Source organism: Paenibacillus sp. J22P90, from assembly GCF_059692195.1.
The window spans coordinates 586,976-610,408 of the sequence record NZ_JCAUAY010000003.1; the positions used below are offsets into that span (position 1 = coordinate 586,976).

Consider the following 23,433-nt stretch of genomic DNA (forward strand, 5'->3'; position numbering starts at 1 on the left):
ATTAATTAGGCACATGATAATTGCGGGTCGTGGACCTTTGCTTCCAAATCATTTTCTTCCAAATGAGTGGTAGGCCGCCGATGAGAAATAGATAACGGGCATCGATCATTTTTTTGATAAATAGGGCCAAACGGCCTTTCACTTTCTTTACTTTGAGTAAACCAACGGCTTCACCTCGACCCAAGGTTGCTACCGTGCCTTTAAAATCATACACAAACGGCTTCAACTCTCTGCCTCGAACTGTCTGAATCAAATTCCTAGCTGCATTATAGCCTTGTTGGACAGCAATCTGCGCATTCGCCGGATACGGCGTACCTTCTGGACTTATCACAATCGAGCAATCACCGGTAATGAAAATCTCCGGGAACTGATAGGAGCGCAGGCAGCTATCCACTTTAACCCGGCCTCGCTGAACATCGAACCCTGCTTCCTGCAGCAAGGAATTGCCGCGTATCCCTCCGGACCAGACTACCGTACCTGCGCGAATGAACTCGCCGTTGCTTAGAATGACTCCTTCTGCTGTACAAGCCTTAATGGCCGTGGATAGCTTATACTGCACCCCTTTGCGGCGCATCACTTCCATCCCATATGCGATCAAATCCTCCGGAAGCCCGGGAGGCAGCGCCGACGGAGAAGCTTCCACATTATAAATACGGACATCCGCAGGGTCGACATCATAGGTTTTACACAGAACGGGAACGCGGTCAGCTAGTTCTCCGACGAATTCCGTGCCGGTGAAGCCCGCTCCGCCAACGACGAAGGTCAAATAATCCTTGCGCTTCGGAGCCACCTTCGACTTGGCAAACATATATTCAATGTGCTGCCGAATAAAGCGGACACTATTAATGCTTTTGATGGACATCGCATATTCGTTCATACCCGGAATACCGAAGGTCTCCGTCTCACTTCCTAATCCAACCACAAGATAGTCATAGTCGAGCGTAGCCTCTTCCAGTATAATCTTTTTCTCGCTAGGCCTAATCTCTCGAACCGTCGACTTCATGAACCGAATCTTCCGTTCATCAATCAAATCGGAAATGGTTACGCGCGCGTTATCATGGTGATCTGTACCGGCAGCCGGCATATGCAGATGTGTCGTAATAAAATGATAATCATGCTTGTTGACCAGTGTGACGTCCATCTCATTTCTTTTCATCTTCTTCTGCAGCCTTATCGCTGTGACAAGTCCGCCGTAGCCTGCCCCTAGGATGACAATTCTGGGTTTATTCATTTGCCTCAACACTCCTCCGTTTGTGAAATTAATCACATATATGCTTGTGAAAATAATCACAAATTCTCGCAAGCTGAGCCGGTAACCGACTCTCTTACAGTGTATGCGCGATTTGCATCAGAAATAACTTAGAGATGTCTAATTAATGAAAATAAGGCGTGAAAGAGCTACGATCAACCGTGCCCTCTACGCCTTGGTGCTTGCGTCCAGCTCCGCCGCTTTGTCTTGCAAATTGCGCAGCCGATAGCAGTTCATACCCGCCACGCCGAGCTCCTCCAACAAGCCAAAGTTAGCCCAAGCGCCAACCACAGCCCCAATGCCGGGGATGAGCTGGAGCATTTTACGAAAATCGATCGTATCCCGATACTCCTGCTGCAGCTGCAGCCAATTCACTTGATTCGTGAAATCTGCCGCGGGAGGCAACGTCTGTGAGATGGTCGGCCAATTCTTAACCGTGTGAAGCAACTCCGGCTTCTTCTTCGCGCTCGAGAACGCCAACTGAAACACATACAGAATGAACAATCTTTCTCGATAGTCCCTGGTTGAATACCCGTAAATATGCGCTAATTCAAAAAGGAATTTCAGCTTAATCCCGATCAGAATCGGGAAATCAGCCAGCCCAAGCAGAATACCGCCCGCTCCTGCTCCAGCGCCCTCGGCGGCAGCGATTTTTTTGTACAGAGACAGCAACTCTTCAGCCTTCGCATCGCGATCGGCCATGGATACACCCTTCAGCGGTTCCGTTGTAGGCATATAATTGATGCCAAACAAAGTCGTTTGCACAATCCCTTTGACCGTTGCCGTGATCGTATTGTGGATTTTCTCTGGAATCACTTGATTGATTCGGTTTTGGACGGATTTGGACGCTCGCTCAATCAGGTTGGGCTGCTTTTGCAGACGTATTTCCCAGCGCTTAAGCTTTTTCTGCATTTGCTGCTCATAGATGGTATACGCTTGATCCATGGCTTCACCTCCTTTGGCTAGATAGCTTAATTTTCATTTCTTTTTCGGTGATTTCGTCTGAGCTTTTTCAATATTCCTCTCTACTCGAAACTTCACGATTCGGCTAATTAACGCCAAAGGCAGCGGTCGATCATGCGGAAATTGAACGGCTCCTTTAGACCTCGGATACTGCGCCAACTCCGCCTCAAATTCATCAATACCATTTGGAGTGGGATAAAAGCCAATATGATTTTTAAATGCCGCAAAATGCACTAGATTGCCATGCAGGTCAAAGGTAGGCATTTGGTAGCTAATCTTCTCCGTCGCCTCTGGCGCGGACTCTTTAATGACCGTTCTCATCGTTTGAAGCTTCTCCTGAAGCTCGGGAGTAAATGTTGCTATGTAAGCGTCGATGGATTCGAAAGCTGTTTTGGTTTCTTTCATACATGGTATCTCCTTTATGAGGACGTTTAGTTGTATTATACACGTCTGGTGGTAGTCGTTTACAACCAAAATAAAGTGCTGTACTCTTATTTTATTGAAAGGTGGCGATTTTCCCTGTATTTTCTAAGAACCCTGCTATCCCTTTGGATTTCCCATAAGCGATTAACTAGCATTTTTTTATTTTGCCTCCTCGTAGAAGTCGGATATTCGGTAGCTGCTCCTGTGAGCCTGAAGTATCTGGTCGATGAGGCTTTTACACCTAAAAATCTCCATAACTTCGCAATCATCCTGACCATACTGCTTTGCAGCGGCCTTCTTAACATTATTGCAAGTATTTGCGGAGAATACGCACTCGGAAATCTCGGCGGTCAGATCATCAAGAAGCTGCGGATCGAGCTGTTTACACACCTCCAGCGGCAATCGCTGCCATTTCATCAAAAATACCGAGTCGGCGATCTTGTCGCCCGATTCTCAACCGATATGACCTCTTTGGAAAGAGTAGTTCGCATCGTATTCCCTTTTTTTCTGAGGGAGGCTTTAAGCGTTCTGCTCGGGCTATTTCTCCTATTCACTATTGAATGGAAACTCACACTGGCCATGCTTGTCGGCTCCACGATCATGCTGATCGGGCCAAGACTTCTTCAAGGGCATGCGGAAGTTGCCAATGTCAACTTCAAAGAATCGCAGGAACGCTTCACGAATACGATTGATGAAATGGTGAAGGGACATAAAACGATTAAAAGCTTGCATCTGCAAGCTAGGTTTCAAGAAAGAGCCCGTAAACAGGTTCATGAACTCTTTACTTTCGGCCTAAAATTGCAACTTGCCGGTTCTATGATGGAGCGGCTGCCGCTTATCTCACTTCTGATTTTAAATGGGATTATGATCGGCTTCGGCGGTTATCTCATCTTCCACGACATGATGAGCATAGGTGGTTTCATGGCCTTTTTCACCTTATTCTTAAGTGTAGGACAGTCCGGCTCGAATTTATCTTCCTTAGTTCCAAGCCTTATCGATTCAAGTACTAGTTTTCAGCGGATACGGGAAATTTTTGACCACAAGCCCAGCGTTCCAGAGAATCCTCGTCCGCTAGAGCTCCCTTCTTCTCTTCCCTCCATTCGGATGGATGACGTCACCTTCGGATATAGTGAGGAGACCGACCAATTACGGAATGTTAACCTGCAAATTGAGGCTGGGAGCTATGTCGCTTTCATTGGGCCTAGTGGCTCTGGTAAAAGTACTGCGCTACAGTTGCTGTCCCGCTTCTATGACCCAAAACAAGGCGCTGTTTCTATTGATGAATACGACATACGTACTTTAAGCGAGGCCTCTTTACGAAAGCAGTCCACACTCATTACCCAGGATACGTTTTTATTTAATACCACAATTCGAGATAACCTGCTGCTAGATAGTGGTGCTTCGGAAGATGAAATGATTGAGGCGGCTATGCAGGCGAACATCCATGATACCATTGTAAACTGGCCTCTCGGTTATGATACACAGGTGCATCATGAAGGAGGATCGCTGTCCGGCGGCGAACGTCAACGGTTATCGATTGCGAGAGCGCTTCTAAGGAAACCGAACCTTTTGCTGCTAGATGAAGTGACATCAGCTTTGGATCCAGCTACCGAGGCGGGCATTAATCAGCTTGTTGATCGGCTTAGATCCAACAAGACCATTGTATCCGTGACACATCGTTTATCCTCAGTTAAGAACGCCGACTGCATTTATGTATTCCAAGACGGCCGAATCGTAGACTCTGGTACCCACCAAGAGCTCCTATATAAAAGCAATTTATACCGCAGCCTCTGGGATAAGCAGTTCGGATTTAACCTATCCGAGGACGGACTCTACGCGACGGTAGATAGGGATAGGCTTGCCAAGCTACCCTTCTTCGAAGGCATTGCACCACCGTTGCTTAAGAACATTGCTATGTTATTTACAACCGAAACCTGCAAAGAAGGCGAGGATGTTGTAAGCGAGGGCGATGAGGGCAACAAGTTTTACATTATTGTCCGTGGTAAATTTGAGATTATAAAACGTATGCCTGACGGTGGGGAACGACGGGTCGCCGTGCTCCAAGATGGGGATCATTTCGGCGAAATTGCTTTACTTCACAATGTACCCCGAAACGCTACCGTAAGGGCAATGGTGCCCTCGGTACTATTGTCCGTTAGACAAGAAGCTTTTCACCGTTTAATGGCCGAACACCCGCAAATTCTACAATCTTTGGAACAAACACTTCAGAAACGAATCGGATGATGATCAGAAGTCCAGGCAGGAGGTACACACACGATGACGATAAGTTACCACAAGTGCGTCAGTGATGACGATTTCGCTAAGGCCAGTTTATTTATGTTAGCCCGTAAGCGCGATCTACATCCTGCGTATTCTACCTTGGAAATGGTTACTCTCATTTACTCCTACGTGACGCAGGGTCACCTTATCGTTGCTAAAGATATCGATGACCGTGTGGTTGGCATTGCTGCTTATTATTACGGCACGCCTGAGCAGGATTTTCAAGATAAGGTTATTGCCTTAGTGGACGTAGCCATTGCTGATAAAGCTCTCCGCGGTTCACGCTTATTTATTCGAGGATTGCTGTACATGGTAAATGAGATCGTTCAGGGTGGTCCAGAAGTCCAGGAACTAAGGCTAGCGGCACTAGCTGAGAACGAATATATCTGTCGACTGTATGCCAAATTTACCAGCGCACGCTCCGTTCGCGAGGGCACACACGGCAAAGAAGTCGTGTTTTGTGAGAAAATTAACAATCTCAGGGATACCCTAAAGAAATTTACTAGGATATAATGGAAAAAGGTAGACAAATTACGACATAAAGGAGGCAATCCGTATGTTTCCAGTACCCCCGAATAGTCCCAAAGAAATTACTAAAGGAAGCGGCTTCGGTAAAATCGTTAAGGTAAACGATTCGCTACGCGTACAGCCACAATAATGTCTTTTGAATTCCGAGTAAGCGAATTTGAAATGGATCATGAAGCTTATATGAACTTCCTGCTGCGCCATCACGACGAACTAAACTTGCCTTATACGTTCGGCATGAAGCTCAGTTTTATCAGCAGTCCTCTCTTTCTAGGTAAAGCCTTGCTCATTTTCAGCGAAGAGTCCTACGACATGGTCGGCGCGGCTGGTTACGGTTATGGCACCGGTCCTGGCGACTACGAGGATCAGCATATTTGTCAGATTGAGGTTGCTTTTATTGTCAAAGAGCTGCGAAAATCAACATTATTCGTACAAGGACTGCGTGCGCTGGTACAAGCCATCAAAACAGGCAATCCCGACGTCCGGCAGGTTCAGTTCTGGGCTTCCGCGGCCGATGAAGAGCACGATCGGCTCTTTGCCAAATTCCTCGCTCTTCCCGGCTCCACAAAATCCATCGTTAACACCTTGGACCTCTTTACGATACCTTTCCACCAACTTGAGGCTTATTGTCACCGTTTGAGATCATAACGAGATAAAAAGGAGCTAGCCACATTTAGGGGCTAGTCCTTTTTGTATTGTGTGAACCTTGGAGCTCTTAAGGAAGCTTATTTATAAAGGCGTTCAGGCCTTCTTCGCCGTTAATAAACAGCCTTTTGAGCAGGTAAGGGTTCTGTTGATTGGTCGTGTAGCCTTGGTCAATGGTGAAAGCGTAACGAAAGCCGAGATCTTTTAAAAGCTTTAAAGTCGCTTTGTTATATTCCCCATAGGGATAGCAGAATACGTCGGCTTGTGTGCCTAGCTTTTCCTCGATTAGCTTTCTGGCTTCTGTGATCTCGAATGCTTGTTGCTCCGCTGTTAGCTGGGGAAGATGTGGGTGTGTCATACCATGCGGTTGAATGTCCCAGCCGGCTTCCTGCAGCTGCTTGACCTGATCCCAATTCAAGTAATAAGCGTCCTCGACCATGCCTGGAGACATGAAGAGTGTCGCGGGGAATTTGTATTTAGCCAAAATAGGCATAGCCTCCTCCACATTATCCGCATAACCGTCATCAAACGTGAGTAGTACTGGATTCTTGGGGGCTGTGAGCCCGCTTTCATTTTCCATAAGGCCAATGAAGGTAGACAGCGAAATGGGTGTGTAGCCATTATCATGTAGATATTTCATCTGCTGCTCCAGCTTCGCTGGGGAAATGACGACCACATTGCCTGGGTCAATCGTTACGCTATGGTAGTTGAGGACGGGAATGCTGATTTTTGATGAAGGAACGTATGTAACTGCTGTAACGGATGTTGTTTGGGTTGGTGGTGATGGTGCAAGTTCAGTTGTAGGTGAAATTACAGGTGTATCCCCTTGGGCTGGGGTTACGTCTTCTGGAACGGAAGATGGCTGCGTGGTGACTATGTCCGGTGTAACTACTGGAGACGCTATTGGAGATGGCGGCGGCGTTGAGGATGCCATCAACTCCTCGGCTTGTGCTTCTATGAGAATTGGCGCGGATGAGGGGTTTAGACCACTCATGTAGAGGAAAAAAAGTAAAGTAAAAAGCCCAGCAAGTGCCGAGAAAACTAGGATTCTCTTTCTTGGGATATTCATAGCTCACCAACCATTTCCCAGAGTAATTGTCTATTACTCTATGTGTAATCCATAGTTGAGAGAAATATACCTAGATTCGGATTAATAGTGAGGAATAGATACAAGGAAGAATTGCGATAGAAGAAAAGACAAGGGAAAAGAGACAAGGGAAAGAAGCAAGGAAAAGAGGCAAGGAAAAGAGCGCAAGGAAAAGAGCGCAAGGAAAAGAGCGCAAGGAAAAGAGCGCAATGAAAAGAGCGCAAGGCTTGCTACGGCAAGGCTTGCGCGGGGGGAATAATTAATCATCCAAGCTTCTAGGCACTACCCCTTGGCTCAGGTTATGGATCGACGCTTGCTGAACCTGAGCGAGTGGGATAGTGGCGACAGGCACCTTTATGAGAACAATGATTACTAGAAAGAGCTATCTCCGCCAGCAATCATAGACGTCATCATCCTCTCATAACGGACAAGGAAGACGTTATATTCGCTAGATTAGTTCTTTTTTGGAACTAACGGACACCACGGCAATTATTTGGCCTAGCTAGCCTATAACTCTCCAAATGAAGGCGATTAGCGTCCAGCGTGTCCGTTAAGTTATGAAAACGACCGAATGGTGCCAAATAACTTCTCCTATGTCCGTTAGCCTTACGTATACAGCAATATTCCCCATGCGAGAAGAGCGCCCACCACTAAGAACGTGTCCGCTAGCTGCCATTGCAATGTGTTTTTTCTTAGGAGCAGCGTTTTGCCGTCGATGCGTTTCATTTCCATCGCGATGGTCATTTGCTCTGCTTTGTGGAACATGCCTAGTAATAGTGGAACGACCAGTGCAGGAATGTCGCGCACCCGGACAGTGCCTTGGCGCACCGAGGCTTTGCCCCTGGCTCTTACGATTGTTGCGAATTGCTGCCACTCCCGCAGGATAAGCGGGATGAAGCGAAAAATAAACGAGACCGCCAAGGAGAATGAGGCCACTGGGATCCTCACCTTGTGCAAATATTGCAATGCCCAGTTAAGCCCTTGCACAAGCTGACCGTAAGGGGTCGACATGGCCAGCCAGTAGCCTGCGATCAAGACGATAAATAAACGAATCAGGATAAAGGTTGTGCTCCAGCCGCTTTCGACTGCGAAGCCTAGCGGAGAGAATTCAAGCCCCGACAGCGCGACGGAAAAGATCACGAAAATCGCATATGACGCTACGATTTTGACGATTCCGCGCACGACGCCGCGCGGGAGGCCGAGAAACGCGCAGCCGAGGAGCCCTGCGGCTATCGCGAGGCCGCCCCACCCCTGCTGCCCCATCGTCCCGAAGGCGAGCAGCAGGTAGAGCAGCCACTTCGCGCGCGGGTCCAGCCGCAGCCACCCCGCCTGCGGCTTGGGTGGCTGCGACAGCAGCGGCTTCGCCAGCTGCTGCTGCTCTACTGCCACGCTCGCTTCGCACGTGGCCACAACCACTGCCGGCGCCGCTTCCGCAGGCGCCGAAGTGCTGGCGCTGCCGCCTTCGCGCAGCGCAGCCACAATCGCCGCCGCGGCATCCGCCGGCGTCAGCAGATCCGGCGCGATGGCGATGCCCACGCGCGCCAGCTCTTGCGAGGCCTCCGCGCAGCTCGGGAGGCCAACCCCGGCGCGCGCCAGCACTTCTGGCGCGCGGCAGAGCTCTTGAGGTGAGCCGTCGAAGACGAGCTCGCCATGATCTAGAACGAGGACACGGTCCGCTAGCGGAAAGAACGTGTCCAGGTCGTGCGTGGCGATGACGAGTCCGCCACGACCGCTGCGTTCGCGCAGCATGCGCAGCAGCTCGCGGACGGCGGCCGCCTCGAGGCCGGCGGTTGGCTCATCCATGAGCAGCCAACCCGGCGCCGTGGCGAAGGTCGTCGCCAGCGCGAGTCGGCGCTGCTCGCCGCCGCTGAGCGCGAAGGGCGAGCGATCCATGGCGAATACGCCATGGGGATCCAGCGCGAGGGTCGCCTCGCGGATGCGGCGTTCGCGCTCTTCCTTTTCCAATTTATACGGCTTAAGCGAATAGGCAAATTCTTGGCGTATGCTGCGTGCAAACAACTGCTGTTCTGGAAATTGGAACGTTAAGCCGAACCGAAGCAGCTGCTTGGGATCAACCTTTGTAGGTTTTAGCCAAACGGGCTGATCGTCCAACGTAATCATGCCAGCTTGCGGCTTGAGTAGACCGGACATAACCTGCAGTAAGGAAGATTTCCCTGATCCTGCATGACCGATCAACAAGGTAATGGTACCCTCTTGCAGGGTGAAGCTTATATCCTGAAGCAATGTCACATCTTGCGAGTCTGGCGCCGTTACCCTAACTTCTTTTAATACTATCGACATGAGATCGCCTCCGCCAGTTCTTCCATATGCAGCGGAAGAGGTTGTAACTTGATACCTTGTTCTAATAGATTCATAGCCGTTTGAATCACAAAAGGCGGATCAAAGCCAAGCTCCACACAAGGTGAAGTCTTCTGCCCAGTCCCTTCGGCTTCTCCATAAAAAAACGTACGCGGCTCCCCATCGAAAGTAATTCTCCCCGCACCAAAACCGACCACACGGGTCGCATCCGCCACCTCTTCCAACCGATGCGAAATCCAAACAATCGTCGTGCCACGTTGATGCGCCTGACGTACAACTTCGCGAACTTCCTTCCGGGAGGCAGGATCCAGCATTGCCGTCGGTTCATCCAAAATTAGCATCTCTGGCCGAGCCGCTAATGCTACAGCTAGATTCACCAGCTGCTTCTGCCCACCAGATAACGTTGCCATCGTGCGTTCTGGCGAAAGTGATAGTCCTACTGCGTCTAGTACTTCCACATACCAGCCCCTACGTTCCTCAGCCGATAAATGCTGCGCTTGCGGCAAAAAATCTAGCTCCTCCGCTATCGTTTCTCCTATAAACTGTGCTTCAGGCAACTGGAGCACGCCGCGTACGATCGAAGCGCCTTCGTTCGTTCTGCGCTGAATTTGTCCATCCGACAACGGGTTCAAGCCTAGCAATACACTAGCAAGTGTACTCTTCCCGCTGCCATTGGGGCCTACAACAGCCAGCCAATCACCTCTATGAATGTCTAGTGATACGCCTGACCACACGCGCCGCCCTTCCCCCGACTCCATGCGATAGACGATAGACGCTTTGCTTAATGACATTAATTTTTCTCTCGTAGGCATATGTAAAAAAGTTCCTTTCACTTTTTCAAATGTTGTGCTATTATCATCATTGTAAACCTGATTGTCGCCAATTTAGTTGACAATAAGTTAACAATACCAGAAATAGGAGTGGTCAACAATATGAAACTTACGTTACGTGGTGTTATTTTTAGTGCTTTATTTGCAGCAATTCTTGTTTTATTCAGCTTCCTAAAAATTTCAGTTGGCTCCGAAATACCGATTACTCTACAAACTTTAGCTGTAATGCTCGCTGGAGGTTTACTAGGCGCGCGCTACGGATTCCTAAGTATGGCCCTTGTCGTTGTGCTTACTGCTTTGGGCTTTCCCCTGCTAGCTGGAACCGGCGGTATTGCCAAAGTCCTCGGACCTAGCGGTGGCTTTATCATGATTTGGCCGATATCTGCGATGCTTATTGGTCTTATTTTACCTCGTATTCGTTTAAATGGCATCATGAGCTATGTCGCGGCGTTCCTTGTTCTTGAAGTTTTCGGCTCTCTGTTTCTATATTTGGCCGGTGTACCTTGGTTAATGTATAAAGTTCCTGCTTATTCGTTTGCAGATGCCATGGCCGCTGGTTGCTATCCCTTCCTTGCGGGAGATGCCATTAAAGCTGTGGTCGCTGCACTCATCATTGCACCAGTTCGCCAAGTGTTCCCTCCACAACGTTTGACAGGTTCTTCTTCACATAACATCGTTCAAAATGAAAATAAAACACTCATCAACTAAGCTTCATCCTTTTTGCTTAACCTATCTGAGAGCTTTCTTCAAAGCAGCTGCGGCTGCTTAAGGAAAGCTCTTTTTTATCTATGCGGGATCTCATTATCATTTTTACGAAATTGTAATGTCTCGCCCCTCATTTTTATGCGATTGTTATGTGCGAACAGGTAAGCTTAGTCCTGTAGACAACAGCGCAACAAACAAATCCAATAAACTTGAGGAGTGTTTCTCGATGAAAAATAACAATAAAGTGTTAGCCGCTCTCACTATTTCAGCAACTGTCGGATTATCCGCTCTTCTTCCTTACCATGCCCTAGCAGCTAATCCTTTCGCGGATTCAGCCAATGCTACTCAAATTCAGGCCGCAATTGAGCAACTAGCTGGGCAGCAAGTAGTGTCTGGCTATGAGAACCATACATTCAAACCAGATCAAGCCATCACACGCAGTGAGATTGCTAAAATGGTAGCCCTCGCTTTCCACGTCAATTTGGAGACAGATGCAGCTAGTCCTTTTCTAGATGTGACTTCAAAAGATTGGTACTATAGCTACGCAGTTGCCATGCAGGCACTCGGCGCGATGAATGGCGTTGGCAACCAACAATTTGCTGGCGCACAAACGATCACTTCCGAACAGTTGAGCAGCATCCTTGCAACCGTGCTTAAGGTAGACGCTGCAACGATCCGTCAATTGCCAAGCTATGCGGCACTAAGCAGCCAAGTAACCCGCGGTCAAGCTGCTTTACTCCTTGTTGAAGCGCAAAAAGTAGCACCAGTTCGCGTGACAAAGCTGGAGGTTTTGAATGCCATATCCCTTCAGGTGACATTCTCGGCACCGATTCCTGCGGCGGAATTAGAGCTTGAGCCTGCGTCCAAAAACTTTGTTTTTGACAATGGTCTTGCCATCAATAATGTTCCACGCCTAAAAACTGGCGCTGTATCCACATATATCGTTCCAGTCCCTACTCAAAAAGCGGGTACAACGTACTCCCTAACGTATAAAGGTCAACCAGCTGTCACTTTCATAGCTAGCACAGAGAAAATCCGTTTGGATTCCACGGCTCAGGTTGCCAATGATTTATTTGAAGTTGAATCCCATCTAGCTGACGGTGTTGCCGATTACGGTTATGTCATTGCTGCTTACAGCAAAGGACGTCCTGGTTCATTTATTGTAGACGAGAATAATCGTTACAATGGAACGACGTATCAAATTCTTTCCTCCATGCGGAATCGCCAAGTGCAGATCACCCCTGAAGGTGGTGCCACAATGACGGCGAATTACTTGCCATTCACGCAAGCAACCGATGGTCGCCAAGCGCCTAAGTTCATTTTACCTAACGGCGAGACTTTCCGCCCTGGTGTGACATATACGGTTTCTGCTGACTGGGCAACCCTGAAGAACCCTAATTTTACAGCAAAAGAAATGGCTCCGCTCCAGCTTCAATCCGCTGCCGCAGTTGATGCGAAGACGATTACGGTTACGCTAGCGCAAGATCCGAAGGACGAAATCTTCGTTTCACGCCGCGTATCTTTAACTGCTGCTGATGGCACCGTTTTGACGGCTGAATACAGCCTGACGACGCGCAAAGGCGCTGTCGGTACGTTCACGCTTTTGAATAATGCACAGCTTGTTCCAGATACGACTTATACAGTTGCGCCAGTGGGTGCATGGGCGACTTCAACAGGCGTTACCTTAAGCTTGAAAAAGTAAGATTATAAGAACACCTCTATCGAGGTCCTTCGAGGACGAGCGACCTCGGTTAGAGGAAGGTATGATCGACAACTCCCTCTCCATCTGCTGAGAAATGCAATAGTGCAACCTTTCTCTATTAAATAGACGGTTTCAGCTAAAATTGATGCAAATAGGCATCAATTTCTGCATTTTATGCTCTGGTTAGACATTTCCGTCCTAAAAAGGTGCCTTTTTGCATTTATTTACAGCGTTGAAGAGAATTCCTCTGAAAAAGATGCTCTTTTGCATTTTTGCCATCCGGAAACCGAATAGAGGCTAAGCATTGCTTATGCTTTTTCTATTGTGGTCAAAAAAATAAGGAAGATGACCTGCGATCAGGTTCTCTTCCTTACCTTCGTTTGTTAAACTTAAACTTATCCACAGGTACTGTAATTCCGCCAAAATTCCCATTTCCGAGGTGATCACCTATGTTACTGAGCACTCATTCACTATTCGCAAGGTTAACACCGCTAACGATATTGCTAATCTTAATTGGATGCAGCAGCCAGCAGCCGAATCTCGGTGCGAGTATCTCTCCGACAAATTCAGCTACACCATTACCTACCGCAGCAGCAACAACGGCAGCTCAGACGCCCGCACCAACTCCATCGTCATCCGTAGCTACAACTTTAATGGTCACACATTCGAAGAGTGACTATATGTCCTTCCTCGATCCCGCTTCAGGCCGCTTCGAGAAGCTTATCGTAGGAAAAGCCCCTTTTGCCATCGCAGAGGGGCCAAACCATCGCGCATATGTATCGACTGCTGAAGGTGTTGCTGTGGTAGATACCAAACTCCGTAAACGAGTTGCGCTTGTTCCTTACCAAACCAATGTGGGCAAACCCAGCTACGGCGAATATCGTTCAGGAGGCATGGGCATTGCAGTATCCCCGGACGGTAAATGGGCTTATGTCGGCGTTTATCTAAGTGGCGGCAAGAGTCAATTAGAAATCTTGGATACGGAAAAGCTTTCGATGACAGGGCATGTCCTTGTTGGCGTTCGGCCTTTTGATGTCGTGACTAGCTTGGACGGCACAGAGGTGTACAGTATTGACCACGACGGCTACACTGTAACGGCTGTGGATCCTAAAAGCTTGAAAAGCCGCACCCTAGAGGCTGCTCCATTCGGGAAAGGCGGCTTCGAGAAGCCGCACTATGCCGCAGTGCGCGCAGATGGCCGCTTGCTTCTTCCGTATCAAGGACGCGGACTTGTCGTGCTTGACCCGAGAAGCGGCAGCTACAAGACTGAACCCTTGACGGGCAACACACATCAAGAAGGCGTTGCGCTTACACCTGACGGTAAGCAGCTGCTCATCGTTGGCATCGGCTCGGCAGGCAGCGCAACGGGTAAGCCTAACTTGACCATCCTCGACGTGAACACGTTTAACGAGAAGATCCTCCCGTTAAATCGCATGCACCAAATGGTCGCCAGCAGCGCAGATGGTCGTTACGCCTACCTCACAGGAGGCGTAACCTTTGCCGATACCGGCTGGAATGGCATGACCGTGGTTGACCTGACAGCAGGCACGACCCGTGAATTCGATGTGCCAGATTATCCGCTTGATGTGCAGACTTTGACGAACACAACCCCCTAATCCCCCTTCGCCATATAACCAACACCAGGGTAGGTCACAATCAGCTCCTGCCCTTCGGTGTGTGCCTTCAGCTTTTGCCGAATCCGCGCAATTGTTACGCGCAAATATTCCACTTCATCGCGATATTCGCTTCCCCAAATCTCACTCAACAGCTGTTCATGCGTCATCACCTTGCCTACATGCTGCAATAAAAGAATGAACAAATTATATTCCGTCTCGGTAAATTTGACTTCCGTTCCACCCAGTCGTATACGTCGCTGCGCTAAATTAACGCTAACCGGTCCGACGGTCAATTCGCTGACCGTGCTGGGTGCTGGCATGCGCCCATCCAAGCGGCGAAGGACGGCATTGACTCTGGCGAACAGCTCGTCCAACGAGAACGGCTTAGTCAAATAGTCATCCGCACCGAGATTCAACCCCTGCACTTTATCTGCGCCATTGCTCCTTGCTGTTAACATTATGACTGGCACACTGGAATAGGTGCGCAGTCTTCGTAATACTTCAAAGCCATCCATCCCTGGCATCATCAGATCCAGCAAAATCAAATCCGGAACCACGGCTTCCGCCTTCTCTAACGCTTCGGCTCCGCTTTGGCAGACGACGGTCTCGAAGCCTAGGGATTTCAAATTCGCCGCGATGAAACGAATGATTTTGGGTTCGTCGTCGACGATCATGATTTTTTTCGTGTTCATGCTAGCTTTTCGCCTCCTTAAACCGTGGAATCGTCAATGTGAAGCTGCTTCCCTCGCCAGGCGTACTTTCAACGGTGATCGTGCCGCCATGTGCATCCATAATGCCTTTGCAAATCGCCAAGCCAAGGCCTGTCCCCCCTGTTTGACGGGAGGATGACACATCCACGCGATAGAAGCGATCAAATATTTTAGCCAAATGCTCCGCCGCAATCCCGATCCCGTTATCCTGTACGCGAACGTACACATCGTGCTCATCAGAATAGGCAGTGACCCTTATGATCGGCTGCCGCTCATTATAGCGGGCTGCATTGATGAACAGGTTCAAGAAAACCTGCTCCATCCGAAGTTTATCTGCATAAACGCTAGGTGTATCTGAAGGGATATCCACCTCGAACTGAAGCCCAGTAGCCAGCACTTGATCGGGCAGTCTGCTTTTGGCGCTCTCGATAATCGCCCCAAGCCTTACGGGTTGAGGATGAATCCCCATGGCACCCGATTCAATTTTGGATATATCCAGCCACTCGTCGATGAGATCTTGGATACGGCCAATATCTTCATGTATGCCCTCGAGCAGCTCCAGTTTGAACTCTTCATCCCAGTTCGCATCACTGCGCAGCAGTGTTTCTACGCCGCCACGGATGCTCGTAATCGGTGTTTTGAATTCGTGCGAGGCTAGGGAGATAAGATCATTTTTGAGCGCGTCGATTTCATGCTCCTTCGTCCGATCCCGCCACACGTAGCCGCGGCCGAATACTCGTCCCTCCCGCGCGACTTGAAACGCGGATACCATCATAAAGCGGGGCTTGCCCTGCTCTGTTTTAACTGTCACCGCACTTTGTACCCTTGGCTCTGCCGTCAACTTGCTCAACTGGAGTTCATCCTGAGCTCCTGTCATAAGCGCGGTGATACGCTCAAATAATTCAGTTTCTCGCATATGGGAAAGCTCCCCCATCGGAATGGCGAAGCTTTCGGCCATTTGGTGATTGGCATACAGGACATTATGCTGCACATCGATGAGCACGATCGCATCCGACATGCTTTCTAATACGGCATTTAACGTGGCATGCTCGTCTTGCAAACGTTGGGTTCGTTCTTCAACGCGATGCTCAAGCTCGCTATTCAATTGGAGCAGCGCGTTTTGGTTCTCCTTGATCTGCGCCGCCATCCGGAAAAAATGATCCGCGAGCTGATGCAGCTCCGTTGGCGCTCCGCGCGGGACAACCTTCTGATCGGGCTGCGCGAACGAGCCTCCAGCTAATCGCTGGGTATAGCCGACTAACGCGTGGATCGTGCCATTCAATCGTTTGGCCAACAGACTGCCCAACAGCACGGTTAAAATGAGCGTGAACACTAACAAGAGCAGCGTGATCCTTAAAGATTCTGTGAATGCCGCATTCACAGCCGCGGTTGACCTGCTGACCCAGACAATAAGATTCAAATCTGGAATGAGCTTATAGGTAATAAGCTCTTTATGCGCTGAGGTGCTTAACGTGTAGGTGCCTTCGCCTTGTTTATGTAGTTTGGCATCCGCTGCGACAGGCTCCTTGGATAAATCCGCCATGGAGTCCGTCAATGCTGCATTCGGATGATAAATAGGCTTGCCCGCATGATCCAATACGACGGGATACGCTTCTGTACCATAATCATATTTGGTAACAAGTGTTTTGATTGGCGCTAACTCGAGCACAGCTAAGACGAAACCATCCACCTGCTTGCTACCCTTATAAATCGGTACGGCGATGGCTATTGCCGGTGTATTCAAACTTTCGGGCGCCTTAAATAACGAAGAAATAATCGCTTTCTGTCCAGCCTTCACACGCGCAGTATAGTCCCGATCGTTGACATTCGTGCCGATCAAGTTCGTCGACATCTGGTGTGTAGCTTTGATCATCCCTTGATCATCCACCACATAAATGCCCGTAAAACCCTCCAAATTCTCTTGGAGTGATTGCAGCTTCAACGTCAGGCTCTCACGGTTCCTAAAAGCCGCATCCGAAGCCGAGATCGTAGCCGCCAAGGTTTCAACTGCGTTGCGATGATAAGACATATACGCTTCTACTGCGTCTCCGAGTCGATACGTCGTCTGCCGTTGGTTTTGGTTCGTTTCCTGCGTAATATGTTTAATTTGCGAGACCTGAAAACCGCCTAGAATCAGAATCGGAATCAAGGCCATTAAGGCAAATGTAATCGTTAAATGTGACCTCATGGAGTAATGCTTCACTATGAGTATTCCCCGCTCTCTATCGCAAGCTTTTGCTAGCTTTCCACTTATTTTACCACTGACAAATTTGTAATGAAAATGAAATCTAACTTTCATGTTGTTTTAATGTACAATGCCTATAATAAAGACCAACCCCCCTTTAAAATATATAAACTTAGACCCACAGCCCGTTGCTGTGGGTTATTTTTTTTGGCATATTGTCCCATCCACACACAATTTCCCATAATGTTGCGATAGGATGTCCATAATCTTTCGGTACAGTAAGGGTGTAAAGGAAATCAACCATCCTTTGCACGCTACACAAATCGAAAGGAGTTTTCTCTTTATGAAACCAACATGGAAAAAACGCGCCATCCAAACAGGCATGCTCGCTCTTATGACAACAATCGCATTCGGTGCTGTAAGTGCATCTGCAGCGGATACAACAACGGAAGCGACTCCTGGTAAAACGATACAAATGGTAAAGTCTGTTGGAGCAACGCCAGCTCTTCACTTCCGCTCTTCGAGTGCAGGCTTGCTTAATCAACCTGCTCATGAGCGCAACTATTTGAAGCTGCTTGTCACTACATATGCACCGGATACGCTAGCTGACTGGAAGAAAGCGCTAGACGATCGGAAGCAAGCAGAAGCGGATCTGCCCAAGCCTACTTTCGCAAAGACGATATCGATCTCCAAAGATGATTTGAAAGGTGCTGTGCAAGTATTCCCAGCTTCAGATGCAACTTTCACTACGACATTTGAAGGTGGAAAAGCAATGGAAGCTTTACCTCCTCTACCTGAGCTAACACCTGAGGAGATCGCAAACCTCCCGCAAGGAGCAGACGCTCCTCAAAGAGTGTTTGTCACACGCGCTACAAAGGCCGATGGAACGACGCCAGAGCTAACTACCCGACTTCTTCCAGTTGAGGCTGGAGTTGCGAGTGATATAATGGTAGCTAAGCCTGTCGAGTCTGAATCGATGAAGCTTCAACAAAAATTAACCGAAGCCGTAGAAGCAGATGATGCAGAAGCGATCCGCGCTATCCTGCCGGATTTGTTTAAGGATTTTGTAAAGGGAACAGAAGACATGCGCGATATGACTGCAAAAATCAAAGAACAGCAAGCAACAGAAGCTGAGAAAAAATAAGCATTATGTAAGGTGGATCCGAGCGCGACAAGCGATTCGGCTCCACTTTTTCCCCATTTCATAGGCATGGAAGGCGTGATATACGATGTATAGCATCTTTTTAGTAGAAGACGAAGAACATTTAAGAGGCGTACTTGCAGCCTATTTGGAGAAAGAGGGGTGGCAAGTGCGTTCGTTCCCCGATGGAACCTCAGCCAGAGAAGCAATCTCGGAGCGTCCGGACTTGTGGGTCCTCGACATTATGCTCCCCGGCGTAGATGGCTTCCAGCTCATGCGGGAGATTAAAGCCGATCAGCCGTCTCAGCCGGTGATCTTCATCTCGGCCCGCGATGCCGATATCGATCGCATCATCGGTCTCGAGCTCGGCAGCGACGACTACTTGGCGAAGCCATTTTTGCCGCGCGAGCTGGTCATTCGCTGTCGCAAGCTGCTTGAGCGGGTCTACGCAAGACAAGCGAATGGTGCGCTGTCATCAGTAGCTATGGAGCGACGCGCGCATCTAACCACGCTCGCCTCCTATACGATCGACGAACCTGCGCGCACAGTAACCGATAACGATGGCACCACGCTCGATCTGACCTCGAAGGAGTACGAGCTGCTGCTCTACTTCGTTCAACATCAAGGGCAAGTGCTGGAACGCGAACAAGTACTTTCCGCGGTTTGGGGCATCGACTACTTCGGCACCGACCGCGTCGTCGACGATTTAGTACGCAGACTGCGCCGCAAGCTGCCAGACATGCGTTTAGAAACCGTATACGGATACGGGTATAGGATGGTGAAAGCATGAGAATCCGACTAGGCCAGTGGCCGCTCGCTCTGAAATTATGGGGAGCCTTCGCTGCGCTATCCTTACTCATTTTCACCCTGCTGGCGGTGTTATTACCTTGGACGTTAAAAGGATTTTTCACGGAGCAGCTTTACAATATTTTGATGGATACCCAAAGCGGACTCCAGGTAGAAGCCATACAGCCTACGACTCCCACTTTTGCCATCCCACTATCTCAACAGCCTGTAGACGTGACAACGACTACAAAAGCCACTCAATCCCTTGGAAGTCGTGTCCTCGTTGTTCCTAACGGTGAAGGCAGCAATATCGTACAAATGGGAACTTCATCCGCTGCTTCTGTTCCCACATTGACCGAAGCCCCGATGCTATCTGCTCAGTTAACTGCTCCGCTTGAAGGTACGCTGACAGGCCCTTCCATTCGGCATTTCACGATCAGTGGCACACAAGCAGCGGAGGCCATATCGGCAACGACAACAACGATCCATACCGCACAGCCCTTCATGGCGGCGATGGAGAAAGATGCGCTAGCCCAGATGCAGCCTGTGGCGAAATATACGCGCAATATCGATAACAACAGTATCTTTTATGTGATTCGCAAAGAAATGGTTCAAGGAGCGCCTAACTTCATCGTTTCCTATGCGTGGGGCAACTACCGCAACGATTTGATCATGTCGATGTTCTTCAGACTGATGCTATTGATGGTTGGCCTGATTGTCGTCAGCTGGCTACCCTGTCTGTTGCTTGCTCGCTATTTCACTCGCCCGCTCGTCCAGATGGAGCAGCACGTGGGACGGATGGCCGAGCGCGATTGGCACGAGCCGATCGACACAGGACGCCGCAAGGATGAGATTGGCCGCCTCGGCAAAGCGATCGAATTGATGCGGCAGCGTCTTGTGAAGCAAGACCGCGCGCAGCAATTTTTCCTGCAGCACACGTCACACGAATTAAAAACACCGGTCATGGTGATACGCAGCTATGCGCAATCGATCCAAGACGGTGTTTTTCCGAAGGGCACCCTGCGTGCCAGTATTGACGTCATTATGAAAGAAGGCGAACGCCTAGAGAAGCGCATCCGCGATCTGTTGCTGCTGAATAAATTGAATTATTTTACGGCGAAGGAAAAACCTTTCCATGCCTTTGAGATCAAAACCGTGATCGAAGATGTCGTTGAACGCCTCCGCTACCGCCGTCCTGAAATCCAATGGGAGACGGAGATCGACGCACATACCCTGATCGGTGACCAAGAGCAATGGAAGATCGCCTTGGAAAATATGTTGGATAACCAGCTTCGCTATGCCGAAAGTTGTATTCGGATCCGCGTGAATCCCGCACCACACTTTGAAGTTCGGATGAGTAACGACGGTCCGAAGCTGGATCAGGACATCGCGGATCATCTGTTTGAGCCTTTCCGCACTGGCGGCAAAGGGCAATTTGGTCTCGGCTTAGCCATCGTCAAACAAATTATGGATCATCATGGGATGAGCGTTCATGCTGCAAATGAGAGCGATGGCGTCGCTTTTACCATTTTACCTGCTAACAATTCGGTTAGAAGCTCCGAGGCATAGCACATAGTAGCAAAAATATATGGCCGCATATAAGATGATTGTCGATGCGATAGGGACAAGCAGATTTCCAGTAATGAGCTGAATCGTCGTCAAAGCCTTTATAACCATGATGCTGTGTACAACGCCTAGGCAAAGCGGCAGCATGAACACGAACAGCGTCTGCTTGGCAATCGTCGTCCGGATTTCCTTGCGGCTTACACCGATTTTGCGCAGCATGGCGTAGCGCTCTTTATCTTCGTTCGCATCCGTCAGCTGTTTGAAGTAAATCATACAGCCTGTCGCGGCCAGGAAGACAAGCCCCAGGAATCCTAGTGTGAAAATATCCAAGCCTGCCCCCTCCATGTTTTGGCGATATTGGAAGTAGTACGTGGACAGACCGTTTTGATCTGTTTTCAGTTTCATCAACGTATCTGACGTCAGCTTCGTAGAGCCTTGATCTTTGACAACGTAGCCTTTATACGTTACTTCTTCGGCACCTGGGAGCAGCTTGGCATATAAGCTGTCGCTCACAATAAAGACCAGATCGGGGAAGCCCCACGGCAATATTCTTCCTACGATTCGCTGCTGAACCGTTAGCGTTTGTTTGCCTGCCTGAGCTTCAAACGAAATCGTGTCTCCCTTCACATCCTCCAAGGTAAACGTCGAATATCTCGGCTGAATGACCGCAATATTGTTATCTTTGAGATCTACTTTACCCTCTCGATCTAACACCTCTGAGGTACGATTGTACATGGCGGAAGACACAAGTTTTATGGGAACAGCCGTCGGTGAATGACTGGATGGATGATAAAAGAAATTCGTCACATCCGCCGTTACTCGGATAATGGGCACATCAAGCTTCGTCTTGATCGGGTGCTCTTTATCCTGCTCCAATAGGGTATTCACTTGCCCATCAAAGCTGGCTCCTTGCGAAATGTGCATGTAGCTGAAAGGAGCTTCGTCCTCCGCATCCTTCGTTACTGAAAAATAAGCGCTTGAACCGACCGTAACCGCACAAAGTGTTAACGCACTGAGCAGCGCAATCATCGTAAACATTCGCGTATTCCCACGGATACGATAAATCAATTGAGCTGTCGAGATCATATTCATACCTTTGTAGTAGCGAGACTTCGTGTTTTGAGCCATTTTCAACATATAAATGAGTGCATACCGAAATAGCAGATACGTTCCGGCGATCAAAGTACCGAAGATAATGAGGAAATTCCGCCCCATTTGCGCCCCTGTCGTCATCGGTTGGAACACCGTCCAATAGCCGACTATCAACAAAATAATGGCCAACACTGCTGAAAAAGCCTTCGGCTTCGGTACCTGCTCCCCTTCTTGCTCCGCTTTGAACAATTCCACAAGCTGAAAACGATAAATCAAACGATAGCTGTGGATCGAGGTGATCACAATGATGATGGCAAACACGATCAGTGTGTTCACAATCGCCTCAGTTGAAACGCTGAAGCTGACTTCAACGGTGGAATCCAACAGCTTAAGGAACATCATCGCAAATAGCTTAGACAACAGCGTGCCCAGCACGATGCCCACAGCAACGGCGCCAATGCCCATCATCATATTTTCGTAAAATAACATCGTACCAATCTTACGTTTCCTCACGCCAAGTAAGGCGTACAGGCCTACTTCTTTCTTCCGCTTTTTGGTGAAAAATGAATTAGAATACCAGATAAACACAGCCGCGAATAGGATCAGGATGATCGATGCTTGTGTGAAGACCGACTTCATACCCTCCCATTTCTGCACGTTCGCTGCAATTTCTTGGCTATATCGTAAAGAAACGAACGTATAGTAGATGACGACACTAAAAATCATCGAAATGAAATAGATCAAATAGTTTTTCAAATTGCCGAGAACATTCCTTCTCGCCAGACTAAATAAGGTCACTTGCTCCACCCCCTAGTACCGAGAGCACATCCATCACCTTATTGAAAAACTCCTTGCGCGAAGACGTCCCTTTATTTAACTCCGTAAATAATTGACCATCTTTAATAAAAACAACACGTGTACAATAACTAGCTGCAAAAGCATCATGCGTCACGATAAGAATGGTCGATTGATCTTGCATATTCAAGCTCTGCAAGCTTTCCAGCAGCTCCGTCGCTGACTTAGAATCCAATGCCCCCGTTGGCTCATCAGCAAGCACGAGACTGGGACGGGACACGATGGCGCGGCACGCGGCTGTACGCTGTTTTTGCCCGCCAGATATTTGATACGGGTACTTATCTAACAGCGCATCGATGCCGAACTTCTTGCTGATCACCGCTACGCGGTTCTCCAATTCCGCCACATTCATTCTTGCCAGAGCAAGCGGAAGTATAATGTTCTCCTTCACCGTCAATGTATCGAGCAGGTTATAATCTTGGAAAATGAACCCCAGCTTCTCACGACGGAAAGCCGCCAGCTCTGCCTCCTTCATCTTCATCAGACTCATGCCGTCCACAACGATTTCACCCGAGGTTGGTTGGTCGATGGTTGCTAACATGTTCAGCAGTGTCGTTTTGCCTGATCCGGACGGGCCCATAATCCCCACGAACTCTCCCTGAGTAATCGTTAAATCGATATCCTGCAACGCTGTAAATACATTTCCTTTGGAACCATATACCTTCTTCAGTTGTTTGGCTTGGGCAATGATTTTCATATCGGTTATTCCTCCAAATGTTTTCTTTATACCTCTATCCTACTATCTCCGCAGCCA

General features: G+C 48.8%; 20 protein-coding genes. 10 read left to right on the top strand and 10 right to left on the bottom strand.

The annotated features are described in order from the left end of the window. Position 1: 1 nt before the first annotated feature. From AC58UX_RS12875 to AC58UX_RS12885, 3 genes are all read right to left on the bottom strand, one after another. Positions 2–1,231, bottom strand: a complete 1,230-nt coding sequence (locus AC58UX_RS12875) for an NAD(P)/FAD-dependent oxidoreductase (protein ID WP_497253125.1) — start codon at positions 1,229–1,231, stop codon at positions 2–4. Between the two features lie 186 nt (positions 1,232–1,417). Continuing rightward, the gene (locus AC58UX_RS12880; protein WP_497253127.1) at positions 1,418–2,194 is read right to left on the bottom strand and encodes an EcsC family protein; all 777 of its coding nucleotides are present in this window, start codon (positions 2,192–2,194) and stop codon (positions 1,418–1,420) included. Positions 2,195–2,227: 33 nt separating this feature from the next. After that, positions 2,228–2,617, bottom strand: coding sequence for an iron chaperone (locus AC58UX_RS12885; RefSeq protein ID WP_497253129.1), 390 nt, complete (start codon positions 2,615–2,617; stop codon positions 2,228–2,230). 75 nt (positions 2,618–2,692) lie between these two features. Between AC58UX_RS12885 and AC58UX_RS12890 the strand changes: the two genes are divergently transcribed. From AC58UX_RS12890 to AC58UX_RS12900, 3 genes are all read left to right on the top strand, one after another. Beyond that, complete coding sequence (locus AC58UX_RS12890; protein WP_497253658.1) at positions 2,693–4,879, top strand: ABC transporter transmembrane domain-containing protein; 2,187 nt, start codon at positions 2,693–2,695, stop codon at positions 4,877–4,879. A gap of 33 nt (positions 4,880–4,912) precedes the next feature. After that, positions 4,913–5,428, top strand: coding sequence for a hypothetical protein (locus tag AC58UX_RS12895; RefSeq protein ID WP_497253131.1), 516 nt, complete (start codon positions 4,913–4,915; stop codon positions 5,426–5,428). A 144-nt stretch (positions 5,429–5,572) separates the two neighbouring features. Beyond that, the gene (locus AC58UX_RS12900; protein ID WP_497253133.1) at positions 5,573–6,088 is read left to right on the top strand and encodes a hypothetical protein; all 516 of its coding nucleotides are present in this window, start codon (positions 5,573–5,575) and stop codon (positions 6,086–6,088) included. A gap of 67 nt (positions 6,089–6,155) precedes the next feature. On the opposite strand, the gene AC58UX_RS12905 is transcribed toward AC58UX_RS12900, so the two are convergent. Beyond that, positions 6,156–6,761 (bottom strand): polysaccharide deacetylase family protein, encoded by a 606-nt coding sequence (locus AC58UX_RS12905; protein ID WP_497253135.1) that lies wholly within the window; start codon positions 6,759–6,761, stop codon positions 6,156–6,158. A gap of 43 nt (positions 6,762–6,804) precedes the next feature. Here AC58UX_RS12905 and AC58UX_RS12910 point away from each other — a divergent pair, with 43 nt between their 5' ends. Next, positions 6,805–7,083 carry a hypothetical protein gene (locus AC58UX_RS12910; RefSeq protein ID WP_497253137.1) on the top strand — a complete coding sequence of 93 codons (279 nt, stop codon included), beginning with the start codon at positions 6,805–6,807 and terminating at the stop codon, positions 7,081–7,083. Positions 7,084–7,778: 695 nt separating this feature from the next. On the opposite strand, the gene AC58UX_RS12915 is transcribed toward AC58UX_RS12910, so the two are convergent. Continuing rightward, positions 7,779–9,473, bottom strand: coding sequence for an ATP-binding cassette domain-containing protein (locus tag AC58UX_RS12915; protein ID WP_497253139.1), 1,695 nt, complete (start codon positions 9,471–9,473; stop codon positions 7,779–7,781). Continuing rightward, positions 9,464–10,282: an ATP-binding cassette domain-containing protein gene (locus AC58UX_RS12920; protein WP_497253141.1), complete on the bottom strand. Its 819-nt coding sequence runs from the start codon at positions 10,280–10,282 to the stop codon at positions 9,464–9,466. Before AC58UX_RS12920 ends, AC58UX_RS12915 begins: the two co-directional genes overlap by 10 nt. Positions 10,283–10,423: 141 nt before the next feature. On the opposite strand from AC58UX_RS12920, the gene AC58UX_RS12925 reads away from it, so the two are divergent. The 3 genes from AC58UX_RS12925 (at position 10,424) to AC58UX_RS12935 (ending at position 14,344) form a co-directional block, all read left to right on the top strand. Continuing rightward, positions 10,424–11,029, top strand: coding sequence for a biotin transporter BioY (locus AC58UX_RS12925; protein WP_497253143.1), 606 nt, complete (start codon positions 10,424–10,426; stop codon positions 11,027–11,029). A 223-nt stretch (positions 11,030–11,252) separates the two neighbouring features. Next, positions 11,253–12,728 (top strand): S-layer homology domain-containing protein, encoded by a 1,476-nt coding sequence (locus AC58UX_RS12930; RefSeq protein WP_497253145.1) that lies wholly within the window; start codon positions 11,253–11,255, stop codon positions 12,726–12,728. A gap of 449 nt (positions 12,729–13,177) precedes the next feature. Then, positions 13,178–14,344, top strand: a complete 1,167-nt coding sequence (locus AC58UX_RS12935) for a beta-propeller fold lactonase family protein (protein WP_497253147.1) — start codon at positions 13,178–13,180, stop codon at positions 14,342–14,344. Here the strand turns inward: AC58UX_RS12935 and AC58UX_RS12940 are convergent. Both AC58UX_RS12940 and AC58UX_RS12945 read right to left on the bottom strand, forming a co-directional pair. After that, positions 14,341–15,036: a response regulator transcription factor gene (locus AC58UX_RS12940; RefSeq protein ID WP_497253149.1), complete on the bottom strand. Its 696-nt coding sequence runs from the start codon at positions 15,034–15,036 to the stop codon at positions 14,341–14,343. The genes AC58UX_RS12935 and AC58UX_RS12940 overlap by 4 nt on opposite strands. Before the next feature lies 1 nt (position 15,037). After that, complete coding sequence (locus tag AC58UX_RS12945; RefSeq protein ID WP_497253151.1) at positions 15,038–17,242, bottom strand: sensor histidine kinase; 2,205 nt, start codon at positions 17,240–17,242, stop codon at positions 15,038–15,040. A 340-nt stretch (positions 17,243–17,582) separates the two neighbouring features. Between AC58UX_RS12945 and AC58UX_RS12950 the strand changes: the two genes are divergently transcribed. From AC58UX_RS12950 to AC58UX_RS12960, 3 genes are all read left to right on the top strand, one after another. Continuing rightward, positions 17,583–18,383, top strand: a complete 801-nt coding sequence (locus tag AC58UX_RS12950) for a hypothetical protein (RefSeq protein ID WP_497253153.1) — start codon at positions 17,583–17,585, stop codon at positions 18,381–18,383. Positions 18,384–18,468: 85 nt separating this feature from the next. Further along, a complete protein-coding gene (locus AC58UX_RS12955) occupies positions 18,469–19,170 on the top strand; it encodes a response regulator transcription factor (protein WP_497253155.1) in 702 nt (233 codons plus the stop codon). After that, positions 19,167–20,735, top strand: a complete 1,569-nt coding sequence (locus AC58UX_RS12960; RefSeq protein WP_497253157.1) for a sensor histidine kinase — start codon at positions 19,167–19,169, stop codon at positions 20,733–20,735. Before AC58UX_RS12955 ends, AC58UX_RS12960 begins: the two co-directional genes overlap by 4 nt. Here the strand turns inward: AC58UX_RS12960 and AC58UX_RS12965 are convergent. Together AC58UX_RS12965 and AC58UX_RS12970 are read right to left on the bottom strand one after the other, a co-directional pair. Beyond that, positions 20,697–22,622, bottom strand: a complete 1,926-nt coding sequence (locus tag AC58UX_RS12965) for an ABC transporter permease (protein ID WP_497253159.1) — start codon at positions 22,620–22,622, stop codon at positions 20,697–20,699. The genes AC58UX_RS12960 and AC58UX_RS12965 overlap by 39 nt on opposite strands. Beyond that, complete coding sequence (locus AC58UX_RS12970) at positions 22,609–23,376, bottom strand: ABC transporter ATP-binding protein (RefSeq protein WP_497253161.1); 768 nt, start codon at positions 23,374–23,376, stop codon at positions 22,609–22,611. The genes AC58UX_RS12965 and AC58UX_RS12970 overlap by 14 nt, the downstream gene beginning before the upstream one ends. Positions 23,377–23,433: the final 57 nt, after the last annotated feature.